Source organism: Streptomyces sp. NPDC019224 (genome assembly GCF_040632605.1).
Classification (GTDB): Bacteria; Actinomycetota; Actinomycetes; order Streptomycetales; family Streptomycetaceae; genus Streptomyces.
In genome coordinates, this window is the sequence record NZ_JBEYCF010000053.1 from 40,447 (window position 1) to 56,045 (window position 15,599).

A 15,599-nucleotide genomic window follows, 5' to 3' on the forward strand; every position below is an offset into this window, starting at 1 on the left:
ACCCGCACCGGAGGGCCATTGGTCCCGGTTCGTCCCTCCGGCGGCGGGCATCACGCAAGGAGCCCGGCCGTGGAGCCGGGCCCCGCCCGCACCGCCCAGTGGAAGCGATACGCATGTCCTCTCAGCACCTGCCCCGGATCGACGCAGACGATCTCGCGGACCTCGCCGTCGCCGCCTTCACCCGCGAGGTGTTCCTCACGCCCAAGCCGGGACTGCCCGACTGCCGCACCGCGCAGACGCCCGCCAACTCGGTGTTCTCCTCGCTCGTCGATGTCGGGGTCCGGCTCCACGGCCCGCTGCGCGCGGCCGCCGGCGCCGGCGCGGACATCGGCAGGCTCTCCGCGGCCTGCCGCGCCGCCCAGGCCCGGGTGCCCCACACCGCGGCCCTGCACGGATTCGATGTGGCGGCCCGCGCGCTGTGCCTGCTGACGGCCGCGTGGTCGCGGGGCGCCACCGGCACCCGGGACGCCTGCACGCGGGCCCTCGCCCTCGACGAGCAGGTCGAACCGTCCGGAGACTTCCGGGACAGCCACCGGCTGCTGTCGGGCCGGACCAAGTGGCACGGTCTCACCGCCGCCGAGGCGGCGCTCTCCGCGGTCCGCGCGGCACGCACGCGGGGCGTCGCCGAGGAGACCGCGCAGCTCGACGCGCTCCTGACGCTGATGGCGGCCATGGACGACGAGCGGGTGGTACGCGACAAGGGGCCGCTGGCGCTGCGGATGGTCCAGGAGGACGCCGCCACGGTCCTGGCCGCCGGTGGCGCCGGGATGCCCGAGGGCCGCCGCCTGCTGTCCGAGCTGGACGAGCAGCTGACCCGGTACGCGATATGCCCCGCCACCAGCGGCGCCCTGCTCACCGTGGTGCTCTTCCTGGACTCGGTCGACAGCAGGCCGCTCGCCCCCGCCGCCTGAGCTCCGCCGCCGCGGCCCGAAGCCCGCTCGCCACCGCTGCCCGAGGCGACCGCCACCCGGCCTACACCGACTGGCGCCCCGCCCCGCCCGCCCCGATGCTGTTCCGGCGCCGCCCGTACACCCGCACCGAGAGGCCCGACATGCCTGTGGACGATCCTCCTCCGGCGGGCGGCGCGCGCGCACGTCTGGAACTGCAGGCGATCCGTGCGCTGCTGGACTCGCAGCGGCGGCGCGTCACGGCGTACGCCGAGCGCTACCGGCCCAGTGCGCCCGACCCGGCGTCCCTGGTGCCGGCGGCGGTGGACACGGTCCTGCCCTCCGGCCGGGAGGTACTCGAAGCCCTTCCCATGGCAGCTCTTCTCCTGGCCCCCGTCTTCGGCGAGAACGGCGAGCTCAAGGACGCCCTCTATCTGACGCAGAACGCCACGGCCCGCGCCTACGGGGCCTCCCGGTTCCCCGAAGGGGCCGTCCCCCCGTGGGACGGACCGGAGTCGCTCTTCGAGCGCTTCCCCTCCCTGGCCGGTACGGTGATCCCCCGCATGCTGGCCGACGCCTTCCACCAGCGCACGCCGCAGAAGACCGAAACGCTGGAATGGCTCATGAGCACGCACACGGGACCGGTGCGCATCAACGCGGAGGCCCGGGTCGCCCCCTGCGGCGAGCATCTCCTGCTCACCTGGGAACCGGGCAGCCGGCTCCGTATGGCCACGGCCGCCCAGCAGCTGGTGCGCACCTGCTGGGTGGAGTGGAACCTCGCGGACGACGGCATCCAGGCGTCCCGCGGCTTCCGCAAGGTGCTCGGTCTGACCGAAGACGCACCCGTACCGGGACTGTTCGATCTGGCCACGGCCGCCGTACCGGCCAGCCTGCCCCCTCTGTACCAGACGTTGTACGACGTCATCCTGCGCAAGCGGACAGCCGAGTGCGAACTGCGCCTTCGCGGCAGCAGCGAGCGCGTCTTCCGCATGGTCGCCGAACCCGTGCGCATCGCTCCCGGGGGCCTGGTGTGGGCCCTGCGGGGCGTCCTCATCGACGTCACCACGGACCGGCGGCGGCGCGAGGCCGCCCGGCGCGCCGTACGCGACGCGCGCCACGAGTACGAGCGCGCCGAAGCCGTCGCCGAAGTCGCCGCCGTCCTGCGCGACGCGGTGCTGCCCCACTTCCAGAACGAGCTGGACACCTACGGGCTGGAGGCGGCGGCCGTCTACCGTCCCGACGCCCGCGAGGCCGGGGTGGGCGGCGACTGGTACAAGGCCCGCGGCCTGCCCGACGGCCGCCTGCTGGTCGCGCTGGGCGACGCCCGCGGCCACGGCCTCGAAGCGGTCACCCTGATGGCCAAACTCAGGTACGCGCTCGCGGGTCTGGCCTACACCGGCGAGCCCGTCGAGCGGCTGACACAGTGGCTCAACGAGGTGGCCTGCGCCGACGACAGGGAGTCCACCGCCACCGCGGTCATCGCCCGCTACCACCCCGAGCGCGCCCTGCTCCGCTGGACCTGCGCCGGGCATCCCCGCCCCGTCCTGCTGCGCGACGGCCGCGCCACCCAGCTTCCGGCGCCCGCCGGAGGGCCCGGGCTCACCCTGGGCGTCCTGCCGGGCACCTCCTACAGCGCCACCGAGACGCCGCTGGAGGCCGGCGACATCGTCCTGATGTACTCGGACGGTCTGACCGAACGCCGTCCGGCCGACCCCGAGAAGGACACACTCCGCTTCCTCCGCGCGGCCGAGCGCTGCTTCCGGGAAGCGGCGCCGGGCCCCGGCCACACCGGGCTCCAGGACTACGTCGAACGGCTCGTCGCCCATCTGGACGGCCCCCACCGCACCGACGACGCGACCCTCCTCGCCCTGCGCCGCACCGCCTTCCGGGGCGAGCCGGTCCGGACCTGACCCGGGGGGCGGCGCACGGCCGCTCCCCCGGCTCGTCCGGCCGGAAGGGTCAGCGCAGTCCGGCGAAGAGGTCGTTCTCGGGTACGGCGGCGCCGGTGGTGTCCTTGACGCGGACGAAGGTCTCCATGCCCATCAGCTCGCCGAACCTCTCCTTGCCCATTTTGAGGAAGAAGATGTTCTCGCCCTGACTGGCATGCGCCGCCAGCGAATCGAACTTCTGGCCGCTGAACGCGGTGGTGTCCACCCAGGTGGTGATCTCGTCGTCGGGCAGGCCGATCTCGGCCATGGCGGCGGCCTCGTCCGGGTCGGGCTCCGGCAGGTCCTCGCCGAACTCCCGCATCGTCTCCCCGAAGCGCTGCATCATCGAGCGCGGCACCGTCGTCCAGTACACCTTCGGGGTCAGCCCGGTCATCTCCAGTGCCGCCATCGTGACGCGGTTGGCCTGGATGTGGTCGGGGTGACCGTAGAAACCGTTCTCGTCATAGGTGACGACCACATCGGGCCGGTAGCGCTCCATCAGCTCCGCGAGCCGTGCAGCGCCCTCCTCGACCGGGGTCCGCCAGAAGGAACCGGGGGCGTCGTTGCCCGGCCAGCCCATCATTCCGGAGTCGGCGTAGTCCAGCGTCTCCAGGTCACTGATCTTCAGGACCTCGCAGCTCTCCTCCAGCTCCCGGCGCCGCAGCCGGGCGACGGCCGCCGGATCGTGTCCGGGCTCGCCGGGCTTGGTCCCTCCGGGCCCGTCACCGCAACCACCGTCGGTACAGGTCACCAGCACCGTGCGGATGCCCTCCGCCGCATAGCGCGCGAGAACGCCTCCGGTGCTGGTGGCCTCGTCGTCGGGGTGGGCGTGCACTGCCATGAGCGTCAGCGGCCGGTCAGTCATGACACAGTCCTCCTGCTGGGATACGTCTCGGTCCGGACGCGCGGCGGACGTGCCGCGCTCCTGGGTCCCGGCCTCCCGCGGTGCTCCCGCCCGTACGGCTCCGGTCCCGCTCGGTGCAACCGCCCTGGCCGGACCGGCTGTTCCCGACGCGGGAAAGTCGGCGTCCCGCACTTCCCCGCGATCGAACTAAAGCGCTAAAGTCAGGGCGCGTGCACTGCCGCCGCCCCCGATCCGTCGTGTCCCCACGAACGCCGGGCCGGTCCAGACCCGCATGTCCGAGCCGCGCCGAGGAGTGTTCCCGACCGTGACCACCGTGCCAGCCGCCCCGCCCGCCGGGACGCCCGATCGCCCGGCCCCGGAGGGGCTCGCATGAGCGAGGACCTCGCCCGGACCCCGGGCTCCTGCTGCGCACCCCGCCGGACGGGCGGCACCGATCCGGCCGGCACCACTCCCGCTCCCCCCGCCCCGGGCACCTCGGCGAGCGCGGCGACGGACCCGGCCGGCGGCTGGCGGGACCTCCCCGGCGGCACCTTCCTCATGGGTGCCGAGCACGGCCCCTACCCGGCCGACGGCGAGGGCCCGGTACGCGAGGTGACGCTCTCGGCGTTCGGCCTGGCCGCCACCGCCGTCACCAACGCCGAGTTCGCCGCCTTCGCCGAGGCCACCGGGTACATCGGCGAGGCCGAGCGGTTCGGCTGGTCGTTCGTCTTCGGCGGCTTCCTGCCCGACGACTTCCCGCCGACCCGCGCGGCCGCCGCCACCCCCTGGTGGCGGCAGGTCTTCGGTGCCGACTGGCGCCACCCCGAGGGCCCCGGGTCGGACCTCGAAGGGCGCGCCGACCACCCGGTCGTCCACGTCTCGTACAACGACGCCCTCGCCTACTGCGACTGGGCCGGCACCCGGCTGCCCACCGAGGCCGAATGGGAGTACGCGGCCCGGGGCGGCCTGGCCGGCAGGACGTACCCGTGGGGCGACGAGCGCACGCCGGGCGGCGAACACCGGATGAACACCTGGCAGGGCGAGTTCCCCGGGCTGAACACGGCTGCCGACGGCTACCGGGCCACCTGCCCCGTGGACGCCTTCCCGCCCAACGGCTACGGGCTGTTCAACATGACCGGGAACGTCTGGGAGTGGTGCGCCGACCGGTTCACCACCCGCCACTCGCCGGAGCCCCGCACCGACCCGCGGGGCCCGGCCACGGGCGACACCCGTGTGCTGCGCGGCGGCTCCCACATGTGCCACGACTCGTACTGCTTCCGCTACCGCACCTCGGCGCGCATGGGCAACACCCCCGACAGCACCTCCGGCAACACCGGTTTCCGCTGCGCACGCTGACCCGTCCCGCCCCACCGGCCCGCACGGGGCGGGGCTTTCGAACCACATCGAACTAAAGCGCAACAGTCACGCGCACACGTCGCTGTGCTGCTGTGATCCCATCTCCTCACGAAGGGTTGATCACATGCACGTCCCTGCCCGGTCATCAGGTGCCGAAGAACCGTCGGGGCTCTCCCGGCGCACCGTACTCACCGTCGGTGGGCTCGGCATCGGGGCCTTCCTCGCCGGCCTCGCACCGACGGCGGCGGCAGCCGCCGACGCCGACACCGCGGGCACCGCCGCAGCAGGCGCCGCCCAGGCGGTCGCCGGCGCGGAATTCCCGGTCCCCAACTCGGCGGGCATCCCGCCGGGCCCCGCCCCGTTCGGCTGGAACCCGGTCGACCTCCTGGACTTCACCCCGGAGAGCCTGCCGTGGGCCAAGCACTTGCGGTGTCTGGTGCCCCGGGCTCCGCGCATCGCCCCCTTCGCCCCGACACAGGCGCACCCCGACCTGGACCCCGAGGTGCAGCTCTCCACACTCACCCGGTACAACGCCGGCTCCGTCTACGGGGCCCGTCCGCAGCCCATCGGCCTGGAGCCGTGGTCGTACACCCAGCGCTTCTGGCAGTACATCGACGTCTGGGGCACCTGGCACGGCATCGTCTCGCGCGAGTGCCCCGACGAACTGGTGGCGCGGCCCTCGGGGACCCCGGGCCGCCAGGGTGCCGTGATCGACCTGCCCGACCCGCAGTGGGTGGAGGCCGCGCACCTCAACGGCGCCCGGGCCATCGGCGGCTGGTTCTGGCCGCGCGGCGGCGTGGACTTCAACGGCTTCCTGGTCCAGCGCGAGGACGGCTCCTTCCCGGTCGGTGACAAACTGATCGAGATCCGGCGCTACCTCGGCTTCGACGGCCTCTTCATCAACCAGGAGGCCACCATCACCTCCGCGCAGGCCACCAAGCTGATGGGCCTGCTCGCCTACATCAAGAAGACGGATCCCGACTTCTACCTCCAGTACTACGACGCCGTACTGCCCAGCGGCAGCCTCTCGTACCAGAACACGCTCAACGAGCGGAACGTGCCGTGGCTGGGCACGCCGGACGCGCCCATCATCGACTCGATGTTCATCAACTACGCCTGGCCGTCGGCGGACCCGCGCCTGACCAAGAGCGCGACCACCGCCCGCAACCACGGGTTCGACCCGCGCAAGGTGGCGTTCGCCGGGATCGAGCACGAGAAGGGCGTCTTCAACCCGACCGAGCGGTTCGGCACGGTGGCGGGCCCCGGCGTCCACGCTCCGACGTCCGTCGCACTGTTCGTCGACAGCCGCTTCTGGGTCCTGAAGTCGGAAACGGGCGAGGCCGCGACGGCCGCCGGGCGGGACGGCCTGCGCGACCTGGAGCAACGGTTCTGGTCCGGCCCCACCGGCAACCCCACCACGTCCGGGCACACCGTCCCGTACGCCTCCGGGCGCCAGGACATCTGGAACTACCAGCGCTTCGACGGCATCGCCCACTGGATCACCGAGCGCTCCCCGTACGCCTCGCTGCCCATCGTGTCCTCCTTCAACGTCGGCGCCGGTGCCGGGTTCTGGCTCGACGGGGAGCGGGTGCGTGACACCGGCTGGAACAACCAGGGCGCCGCCGACCGCGCGCTGACCTGGCAGTACTGGACCGAGGGCGGCCTGGGGGTGCGCCTCGACGAGTCGGTGGCCTACGAGGGCGGGCACAGCCTCGCCCTCACCGGTTCCGGCGTGCTGCACCTGTTCAAGACGGACCTCACCGCCTCGGGCCGGATGCCGGTACGGGTGCGGGCCCAGGGTCTCACCTCGGTCGAACTGGGCATCACCTGGCGGGACACCCCCGAGACCGTCGACTGGCACCCGCTGACCCGCGAGGAGTCCGGCGGCTGGGACCAGTGGGCCGGTTCGGTGCGGGTGGACGGCAACCGGATCGCCCGCCTCTCGCTGCGCACCGCCGGCGACGGGCGGCTGGGCAAGGTCGTCTTCCTGCCGCGGGCCGGCGGCAAGCCGGTGGGCGGAACCTCCGGGCTGAAGGTCACGGACGCCGGGGACGTGAAGGCGGCCGAAGGGACGCGCCACCTCGCCTTCGAGTGGGAACTGGTCGAGGGAGCCGACGCGTACGACGTGCTGCAGCACGGTGACGACGGCGTCACCTGGCTGGGCCGGGTCCGGCGTGACGTGTTCTTCGCCGAATCGGTCGACCTCGGCCGCGGCCGGCACTTCTCGGTCCGGGCCGTCGGCGCCGACGGCCGCCACGGACGGCCGGTGAACGCCGGGCTCGCCTGACGGAAGGGGCGGCGGTGGGCGGCACCGGGAACCACGGGGCCGCCCACCGTGCGCGGCACCCGGACCCGCCCCGTGCGAGGGCGGGTCCGGGCCCGGCCGTGTCCCGGGGACTGGGAAGGCGGGCGTGAAGCTCGATACGCTCGCCCCACCGCCGCCCCTAGCCGCAGGGTCCCGGAACCCGCAGCTTCCCGGCCCGGCGGTCACCACCGTCCGGCCAGGCGCACCAGCGTCCCGGACGACGTCCGGACACCGCCGTACGCCCCCTGCCGGGGCGTGCTCATCTGTCTGCCAGGAACGGAGCTCCATGTCCGATCGTCCACCCCGTCTGACGTTGCGTGATATCGCCGGGCTCGCCGGTGTGTCGGAGACGGCTGCCTCGTTCGCGCTGAACGGGAAGCCCGGCGTGTCGGCGAAGACCCGCCAGCGCATCCTCGCCGTCGCCGAGGAGCACGGCTGGGAGCCGCATCACGCCGCCAAGGTGCTGACCGGGGCCAAGTCGCAGACCGTGGGCCTCGTCATCGCGCGCAGCGCCCGGGACGTCGGCTCCGAGTCGTTCTTCATGCGGTTCATGACGGGCCTGCAGAGCGTGCTGAGCAAGCGGGGGCAGTCGCTGCTGCTCCAGATGGTCGACTCGGTGGAGGCCGAGATCGACACCTACCGCAGGTGGCACCTGGCCAACCGGGTGGACGCCGTGATCCTGGTGGACCTGCGGGTCGACGATCCGCGGCCCGACGCGCTGGCCGATCTGGGCATGCCGGCGGTCATCGCCGGGGGACCCGATCCGCGGGGCAGGCTGCCCGCCGTCACGATCGACGACCGGGAGCCGATGCGCAGAATCATCGAGCACCTGCACTTCACCGGCCACGAGTCCGTCGCGTACGTCTGCGGGACGGGCGAGATGCTGCACATCACCCGCCGCATCGACGCCTTCCACGGCGGCGCCCGGGAGATGGGGCTGCCCGGGCACTTCGTGATGTCGACCGACTTCTCGGCCTCGTCGGCCGCGCGGGCCACCCGGCTGCTGCTGTCCTCCGGGGACCGGCCGACGGCTCTGGTGTACGACAACGAGATCCTGGCCGTCGCCGGCCTCGGCGAGATCCGCCGTCTCGGTCTGGCCGTGCCCGCCGACGTCTGCGTGGTGGTGTGGGAGGACACCCTCATCGCCAGTGCCATGGAGCCGCCGCTCACCGCGCTGGGCCGGGACGCGTTCGCGTTCGGCTCGGACGTCGCCGGCCGGCTGATGGCGACCCTCGACGGTACCGCCGAGGGCATGGGCGACACCGCGGAGAGCGTGCCCGAGCTCATCGAACGCAGCAGCTCCCGCTGCGACCGCGTGCCGCTCGCCCGGCCGTCGTCCGGGGCGGCCGGGAACGGCACCGCCGCCCGCTGAGCCGTCCATGCGCGCCGCCACGGCGCACCCACCCCCCGAGCAGAGGAATCCACGAGCCTTGTCCGCACCCAACGTCATCCTGATCTGCGTGGACCAGTGGCGTGGCGACTGCCTTTCATCGGCAGGCCACCCCGACGTCCGTACGCCCCATCTCGACCGGCTCGCCGCCTCCGGGACACACTTCGAGGCGGCCTACTCGGCCACCCCGACCTGTGTCCCGGCCCGGGCCGCCCTGCTCACCGGGCAGTCGCAGGAGCGGCACGGCCGCGTCGGTTACGTGGAGGGGGTGCCGTTCGACCGGGCTCATCCGGTGACGCTGCCGGGCGAGTTCCGGCGCGGCGGTTACCAGACGCAGGCGATCGGGAAGATGCACGTGTGGCCGGAGCGGTCCCGCGTCGGGTTCGACGACGTCCTCCTGCACGACGGCTTCCTCCACTTCGCGCGGGCGCGCGGACAGCGGGACGTCGCCTTCTACGACGACTACACCCCCTGGCTGCGCCGCCAGCCCGGGGCGGGCCCGGACAGCGACCACACCGATCACGGGGCGGGCTGCAACTCGCTGGTCGCCCGTCCCTGGGACAAGCCGGAGCATCTGCACCCGACGAGCTGGCTGGCCGAACGGACCGTCGAGTGGCTCTACCGCCGCGACCCCACCCGGCCGTTCTTCCTGTACCTGTCCTTCCACCGCCCCCATCCCCCGTACGATCCGCCGGCCTGGGCCTTCGAGGACTATCTGGGTCTGCCGCCGTACGAGCCGGCCGTCGGGGACTGGGCGGACGACTTCGCGGACTGGCACCGGGACGGCGACCACGAGGCGTTCGCGGGCCGTATGGACGCGCGCACGCTGCACCGGGCGCGGGCGGGTTACTACGGGCACATGGCCCACATCGACCTGCAGATCCACCGCATCAGGCTGGCGCTGGCGGACTTCGGGCTCGCTGACGACACGGTGATCTGCTTCACCTCGGACCACGGCGAGATGCTCGGCGAGCACCATCTGTTCCGCAAGGGCTTCGGTTTCGAGGGGTCCGCCCGGGTGCCGCTGCTGTTCGGTCCGCTGCCCGGCGGGCAGCCGGCCGGGGGCGTGGCGAGTGAGGTGGTGGAGCTGCGGGACGTCATGCCCACGCTTCTGGAACTGGCGGGCCTTCCGGTGCCCGAGGAGTGCGACGGGCGCAGCCTGGTCCCGTTCCTGCGGGACGAACGTCCCGCGCGGTGGCGCGAGTTCCTGCACGGCGAGCACGTGCTGTTCGACCAGTCGTTGCAGTGGGTCACCGACGGCAGGACCAAGTACCTGTGGATGTCGGGCACGGGTCGCGAGCAGCTGTTCGACCTGGTGGCCGACCCTCATGAGCTGCACAACCTGGCGGCCGATCCCGCGGCCGGGCAGTTGCTCCTCACCTGGCGCGGTCATCTCGTCCGGGCGCTCACCGGGCGCGAGGAGGGGTTCGTCGCGGAGGGCAGCCTGGTCACCGGGCGGCCGGTGGTGAACATCCTGCGCCACACCCGCGAACGGATCGGGGCCGCCGCGGCCGGCTGAACCGGCCGGGGCGGCCCGGCCCTACGGTGCGGTCACGTGGACGAGCCGCTCGAAGTAGAACTCGTGCTTGAGGAACGAGGTGTGGTACTCGGCCCCGGGCGCGGCGGGTATCAACTGGGCGGCCTGGAAGAGCCGCCAGCCGTCCAGCAGGGCCGCCAGCCCCGTCGGGTACGGCGGTTCGTCGCTGTCGCCGGTGGTGGGGCGGGTGCGGCCGGTTCCGTCGTAGCTGGTCCAGCCGACGACGTCGGAGTCGAGGGAGGAGTCGGCCAGGTACAGCACCAGGACCTGCTGGCGCAGCCGGTCTCCGGTGGCCGCTGCGCCGGGTGCGGTGGTGCGGGTCGTCTCGTCGGTCATGCGTGGCTCCTTGTCGTGGGCCGGTTGGTGATACGGGTCGCCCAGTGGTCGATGTCGAACCCGGGGTCGCCGGTCAGGGTCCGCCACAGCAGGATGCGGTTGTACGTCTCCAGACGGGCGGCCGCCGGCTCGCACCAGGGGAAGGTCCGCGCCAGCTCCTCGATCACGGCCGGGCTGTCGAGGTCCCCGGTGTCCCACAGGCGGACCTGGGGGACGGCCGGGTTGAAGCGGATCTTGTACATGTGGCGGGTGCGGTCGCTGTCGTTGCGCCGGCCGCTGTGCCAGATGCCGTGGTGGAGCAGGAGTACGGTGCCGGCCGGGCAGGTGAGCCGGGTCTGCCCGCGCAGGTTCTGGTAGCGGCCGATGTCGGACTCGTTGATGCGGCGCAGGTGGGTGCCGGGCACCACGAGTGTGCCGCCCATGTCCGCGGTGACCTCCTGCGGGTAGTACATGAGCTGTACGTCGAAGGCGTCGGGGCGCACGTCGATGATGGCGTCGGCGTGCAGGGACTGCGCGCGGCCCTCGTACGCCCGGCGGGCGTGGACGAAGTGGTGGTCGACGGTCGGCTCCGGGCCCACCAGGCCCGCCAGGGCGCCGGCGACCTCGGGAAGCCCGAGGAGCCTGCGGGCGAAGCCGCCTTCGGGGAAGGCCTTGTCGACGGGGGTGCCGTAGGGCACCTCGGGAAGGGGGCCGTCGAAGACACCGACGGCCTCGTCGTTCATCTCCTGGGGGACGACCCCGTCGAGCCTGAGGAAACCCTGCGCCACGAACCGCGCCATCTGGACGGAACTCAACGGACGCGGCTGCTGCCGGGTGTACGGCTGTGTGGTTGGCATACCGAAACCGTAGGAGCGGGCGGGTGGGATGTCGTGGGCCGTTCCCGACAGCCACTGGTAATTTTCCACCATGGCCTCGTACGTGGAACTCGCCCTGGACCGGCCGCCGACGGAGGTGAACGCCGGGGTGGCGGTGCACGGTTCGACCGGGCCGACCGAGGTGTTCCGGCTGCCCGGCCTGTGGCAGGTCCACCTCTACGGCTACGCGGGGCGCTTGGAGATGCACGGGGTGGGGCACCTGATCCGCCCCGGCCACCTCAGTCTCGTACCGCCCGGCGTGGAGGCCCGTTTCCACTACGGTGCCCGGCGCTGCGAGCACCTGTACGCGCACTTCCGGCTGCCGGGTGACGGGGAGCGGCGGACGGCGCCCGTCATGCAGGACACGGGGGCCGCCGCGCCGGCGCTGAGCGGGCTGCTGCGGCAGACCGTCGCGGCCGCCGCCCACAACCCCGTCCGGGCGTCGGCGGAGCTGTGGACGGTGCTGTGGCGCGCCACCGGCCCCGACGGCGTCGCCGGGGGTGGTGCGGGGACACGGCATCCCGCGCTGCGGGCGGCCCAGGAGTACATCGAGGAGCGGCTGGCCGGGCCGCTGACCGTGCCGGAGATCGCCGCGGTCGCCGGTGTCTCGCACACCCATCTGACCCGGCTGTTCCGCGAGGGCACCGGGGACACCGTCGTCGGCCATGTCCGGCGGCGGCGCATGGAGCGGGCCCGGCACCTGCTGGAGGCGTCGACCCTCGCGATCCCGGCGATCGCCACGACCGTCGGCATCCCCGACCTCCAGGCGTTCAACAAGGTGTGCCGCAAGGAGCTCGGCGCCTCCCCGCGCGCCGTGCGCCTGGCGGCGCGGGGGTGAGCGGCGGGGAGCGGTCCGCGGCGTGCCCTCAGCCGATCGCGGCGTCGAGGTGCAGGAACTCCTCGTGGCTCAGCCGGCTGCCCGCGTTCCACGAGCGCTCCGCCATGCCGCGCAGCGGCCGCCCGATCCCCTCCGCGACCTCCGCCGGGGTCTGCGCCCCGGGGACGTCGCACCAGACCGAGAAGCTCGCCCCCAGCAGCTGCTCCGGGTACGGGGGCCGCCAGGTCTGCGCCACCCGCCCGGGCAGGCGGGTGAACAGGCCGGGGTGCCATTCCTCGTCCCAGAGCCGCTCGCTGGTCGGGTAGGGGTAGTTGTTCACCTCGCCGAGCACGTAGTACATCAGCGAGTCCATGAAGTTGACGAGGCCGTGACCTGCGTCGAGGCCGGCCGTCACCGGTCGCATCCGGGCGTCCCAGTTGGTCCACCAGGTGATCTGGACGGCCGGATCGAGGTGCACGACGTTGCCCCGGAACATGCCGTCGTTCCAGACCCGGGCCGTGAAGCCGTGCCCGGCGAGGCGGGCCGCGATGTCGTTGGCGAACGCGGTCAGCAGGTCGAAGCCGTTGGCCTCGGGGCCGAAGCGCTCCCGGGCGGCCTCGGCGAGGACGGGGTAGTCCGCCATGCGCTCGAAGGCGACGAACTCGTCGGCGCCCAGGTTCCAGTGGCGGCAGCCGGCGAAGAGTTCCGCGTATTCGTCCACCAGGTCGTGGGCGAAGCGCACCGCGTCGGGGTTGGTGATGTCCAGGGCGTGCCGGGTGTCGGTCCCGGGTGCGGGCAGCTGCCATTCGGGGTGCCCGGCCAGGGCGTGGCGCAGGTGGCCCGGCATGTCGAGGGAGGGGACCACCCGGACGTGGTGGTCGGCGGCGTGCGCGAGCAGGGCGCGGACCTCGTCCTTGGTCAGGTGGTCGGGGGAGACGATCCCGGGGTGCCGGTCGGAGGCGATGCGGAAGCCCTCGTTCTCCGAGAAGTGCCACTGGAACGTGTTGACGCCGATGTACGACAGTTCGGTGACGAGGTCGGTGAGCCAGTCGGCGGGGTAGAACTTGCGGGCCGCGTCCAGGTGGAACCCGCGCTCCGCGACGGCGGGCCGGGAGTGGACCTCGCCGCGCGGCACGCCGCCCTGGGCGCGCAGGTTGTGCAGGATCTGCCTGGTCGCCCGGAAGACGCCCGCCGCGGAGCGGGCCACGATCTCCACGCGGTCGTGCACGGTGACGGCGAAGGCTTCGTCCGCGGTGGCCTCGGCGGACGCGGCAGGTTCGGTGGCCTCGGCGGACGCGGCAGGTGCGGCAGGCGCGGCGGTTTCCGGGTCGCCGGTCCGGAGGGCGATCACCGAGGCGCCGGGCGTGTCCGGGTCACCGGCACCCTCCCCCACGGGTATCGCCGCGCCGGGGCGGGCGGTGGCCGGATGGCCCAGGGCGGTGAGCTCCTGTGTCAGGCGTTCCGCCTCGCGGGCCAGGTGCTCGGGCGCGTAGGTGACGAGCACCCGGGCACCCGGTCGCCACTCCCCCTGCGTCAGGGCGATCCGGGTGGGCTGCGGAAGGCTTTTCCACCGCGGGGCGGGGCCGTTCGGCGTCGTGGACACGGCGCTCTCTCCGTTCGGTCGGGTGGCCGTCGCGGGATGCTGGGCCACGGAAGTGGGCAGGCACCTTGGAAACGTTGCCGATTCGGTGGCGGCAACCTGTTGACCCTTGCTACTAAAGCGCCTTAGTTTTCCCTTTGCGGGTCACGGTAGACCCCACCGGCCCTGCGCCGCCATGCCTTCCCGCACCCAGAAACCGATCCGCGCGCTCTGCCGCACGGACGCCCCCCTGCGCGCGCGTCCCTTCCCAGCAGCATTTCCCGACAGATGGAGACTTGACGATGAGATCCTTCCGGAGACTGGCCGTGGCCGCGGGCCTCACCGCATCCCTGGCGCTCACCGGCTGTGGTGTGGGCGACTCCGCCGGGAACGAGGGCGGCTCGGACAAGGACGCGGCCGCAGGCAAGATCACGGGCAGGATCAGCTTCCAGACCTGGAACCTCAAGGCCGGTTTCCAGGACTACTTCACCACCCTCATCAAGGACTTCGAGAAGCAGCACCCGGGCGCCGAGGTCAAGTGGATCGACCAGCCGGCCGACGGCTACGCCGACAAGCTCTCGGCCGACGCGGCGGGCAACACCCTGCCCGACGTCATCAACCTCGACCGGACCACCGGTTCGCCGCTCGCCGACGCCGGACTGCTGCTCAACCTCGACGAGGCGGACCCCAAGGCCGGTGACGGCTTCCTCAAGGGCGCCTGGGACGGCAGCTACTGGAAGGAGGCGGGCGGCCACTTCTCCTACCCCTGGTACCTGAACACCGGGCCTTCGCTGTTCAACACCGCACTCTTCGAGAAGGCCGGGCTCGACCCGAAGAAGCTGCCGAAGACCCAGGACGAACTTCTCGAGCAGGCCATGACGATGGCCAAGAAGTCGCACGGCAAGTACCGCATGCTCGGCCTGCTGCCCGGCACCGAGATGATGGCGAAGTACGGCATCGAGGTGATGAACAAGGACCAGACCGAGTTCACCTTCAACAACGCCGAGGGCGTCAAGTTCGTCGAGCGCTACGCCGAGCTGTACAAGGCGGGCGCGATCGTGCCCGAGGCGCTCAGCACCGACTACACCGGTGAGATGAAGAGCTTCCAGACCGGCCAGCTCGCGTACATGGACGGTGGCTCGTACGCCATCAAGAACCTGAAGGAGAACGCGCCCAAGGTCTACAAGACCCTGAAGTACACGCCGCAGATCGCCAACACCGCGGCCACGATGTTCCCGCAGAACGTCGCCGTCTCCAAGAGCGCGAAGAACAAGGCCACCGCCATCGCCTTCGCCCGCTTCGTCACGAACGCCGACAACCAGCTGGCGTTCGCCAAGACCGCCGAGGTCCTGCCCTCCACCGAGGGAAGCCTGGAGGACAAGCGCTTCCACACCTCGGACGGCAGCGACCTGGAGAACGTGCGCGTCCTCAGCGCCACCCAGCTGCCCAAGGCCGTCGTCTACAACTGGCCCGGTGCGACCGAAGCGCTGAAGACCGAGGTCCGCGAGGAGATCGCGCAGGCCCTCCTCGGCAAGAAGTCGGTGCAGGAGGCCCTCGACGCCGCCGTCGCCTTCGGCAACAAGCAGTTGCAGGCATCGAAGTGACGACGCCCACGACCACCGTGGGCGCCCGGCGCCCGGCCGGCCGCGCCCCCAAGGAGCGCGCGGCGGGGCGGGGCCCCCCCGGCCGCCCCGCCCCCCCGCCCGGAAAGCACACCCCCCGGGTAATAAATGCGGGCGCGCAGCTGAGGGAGGGGGTAGTGACGA

12 protein-coding genes are annotated in these 15,599 nt (G+C 72.5%); 8 read left to right on the top strand and 4 right to left on the bottom strand.

Features of this window, described 5'->3' with window-relative positions; all coding sequences use genetic code 11:
- The first annotated feature begins 113 nt into the window (after positions 1-113).
- Together ABZ564_RS26975 and ABZ564_RS26980 are read left to right on the top strand one after the other, a co-directional pair.
- Positions 114-911 (top strand): triphosphoribosyl-dephospho-CoA synthase, encoded by a 798-nt coding sequence (locus ABZ564_RS26975; RefSeq protein WP_360861371.1) that lies wholly within the window; start codon positions 114-116, stop codon positions 909-911.
- A 140-nt stretch (positions 912-1,051) separates the two neighbouring features.
- Positions 1,052-2,797, top strand: a complete 1,746-nt coding sequence (locus ABZ564_RS26980) for a PP2C family protein-serine/threonine phosphatase (protein WP_360861373.1) — start codon at positions 1,052-1,054, stop codon at positions 2,795-2,797.
- 49 nt (positions 2,798-2,846) lie between these two features.
- Here the strand turns inward: ABZ564_RS26980 and ABZ564_RS26985 are convergent, their stop codons facing one another.
- Positions 2,847-3,680: a PIG-L family deacetylase gene (locus ABZ564_RS26985; protein WP_360861375.1), complete on the bottom strand. Its 834-nt coding sequence runs from the start codon at positions 3,678-3,680 to the stop codon at positions 2,847-2,849.
- A 369-nt stretch (positions 3,681-4,049) separates the two neighbouring features.
- Between ABZ564_RS26985 and ABZ564_RS26990 the strand changes: the two genes are divergently transcribed.
- The 4 genes from ABZ564_RS26990 (at position 4,050) to ABZ564_RS27005 (ending at position 10,229) form a co-directional block, all read left to right on the top strand.
- Positions 4,050-5,015, top strand: coding sequence for a formylglycine-generating enzyme family protein (locus ABZ564_RS26990; protein ID WP_360861377.1), 966 nt, complete (start codon positions 4,050-4,052; stop codon positions 5,013-5,015).
- A 124-nt stretch (positions 5,016-5,139) separates the two neighbouring features.
- Positions 5,140-7,302 carry a hypothetical protein gene (locus tag ABZ564_RS26995; protein ID WP_360861378.1) on the top strand — a complete coding sequence of 721 codons (2,163 nt, stop codon included), beginning with the start codon at positions 5,140-5,142 and terminating at the stop codon, positions 7,300-7,302.
- A 304-nt stretch (positions 7,303-7,606) separates the two neighbouring features.
- Complete coding sequence (locus ABZ564_RS27000) at positions 7,607-8,692, top strand: LacI family DNA-binding transcriptional regulator (protein WP_360861380.1); 1,086 nt, start codon at positions 7,607-7,609, stop codon at positions 8,690-8,692.
- Positions 8,693-8,750: 58 nt separating this feature from the next.
- Positions 8,751-10,229, top strand: a complete 1,479-nt coding sequence (locus ABZ564_RS27005; protein ID WP_360861382.1) for an arylsulfatase — start codon at positions 8,751-8,753, stop codon at positions 10,227-10,229.
- Between the two features lie 21 nt (positions 10,230-10,250).
- Here the strand turns inward: ABZ564_RS27005 and ABZ564_RS27010 are convergent, their stop codons facing one another.
- Positions 10,251-10,583 (bottom strand): hypothetical protein, encoded by a 333-nt coding sequence (locus tag ABZ564_RS27010; protein ID WP_360861384.1) that lies wholly within the window; start codon positions 10,581-10,583, stop codon positions 10,251-10,253.
- Positions 10,580-11,419: a phytanoyl-CoA dioxygenase family protein gene (locus ABZ564_RS27015; protein ID WP_360861385.1), complete on the bottom strand. Its 840-nt coding sequence runs from the start codon at positions 11,417-11,419 to the stop codon at positions 10,580-10,582. The genes ABZ564_RS27010 and ABZ564_RS27015 overlap by 4 nt, the downstream gene beginning before the upstream one ends.
- 70 nt (positions 11,420-11,489) lie before the next feature.
- On the opposite strand from ABZ564_RS27015, the gene ABZ564_RS27020 reads away from it, so the two are divergent.
- The gene (locus tag ABZ564_RS27020) at positions 11,490-12,275 is read left to right on the top strand and encodes an AraC family transcriptional regulator (protein WP_360861387.1); all 786 of its coding nucleotides are present in this window, start codon (positions 11,490-11,492) and stop codon (positions 12,273-12,275) included.
- Between the two features lie 28 nt (positions 12,276-12,303).
- Here the strand turns inward: ABZ564_RS27020 and ABZ564_RS27025 are convergent, their stop codons facing one another.
- The gene (locus ABZ564_RS27025) at positions 12,304-13,857 is read right to left on the bottom strand and encodes a family 20 glycosylhydrolase (protein WP_360861389.1); all 1,554 of its coding nucleotides are present in this window, start codon (positions 13,855-13,857) and stop codon (positions 12,304-12,306) included.
- Positions 13,858-14,135: 278 nt separating this feature from the next.
- Between ABZ564_RS27025 and ABZ564_RS27030 the strand changes: the two genes are divergently transcribed.
- On the top strand, positions 14,136-15,437 hold the full coding sequence (locus ABZ564_RS27030) for a sugar ABC transporter substrate-binding protein (RefSeq protein WP_360861391.1): 1,302 nt from the start codon (positions 14,136-14,138) through the stop codon (positions 15,435-15,437).
- The last annotated feature ends 162 nt before the right edge of the window (positions 15,438-15,599 follow it).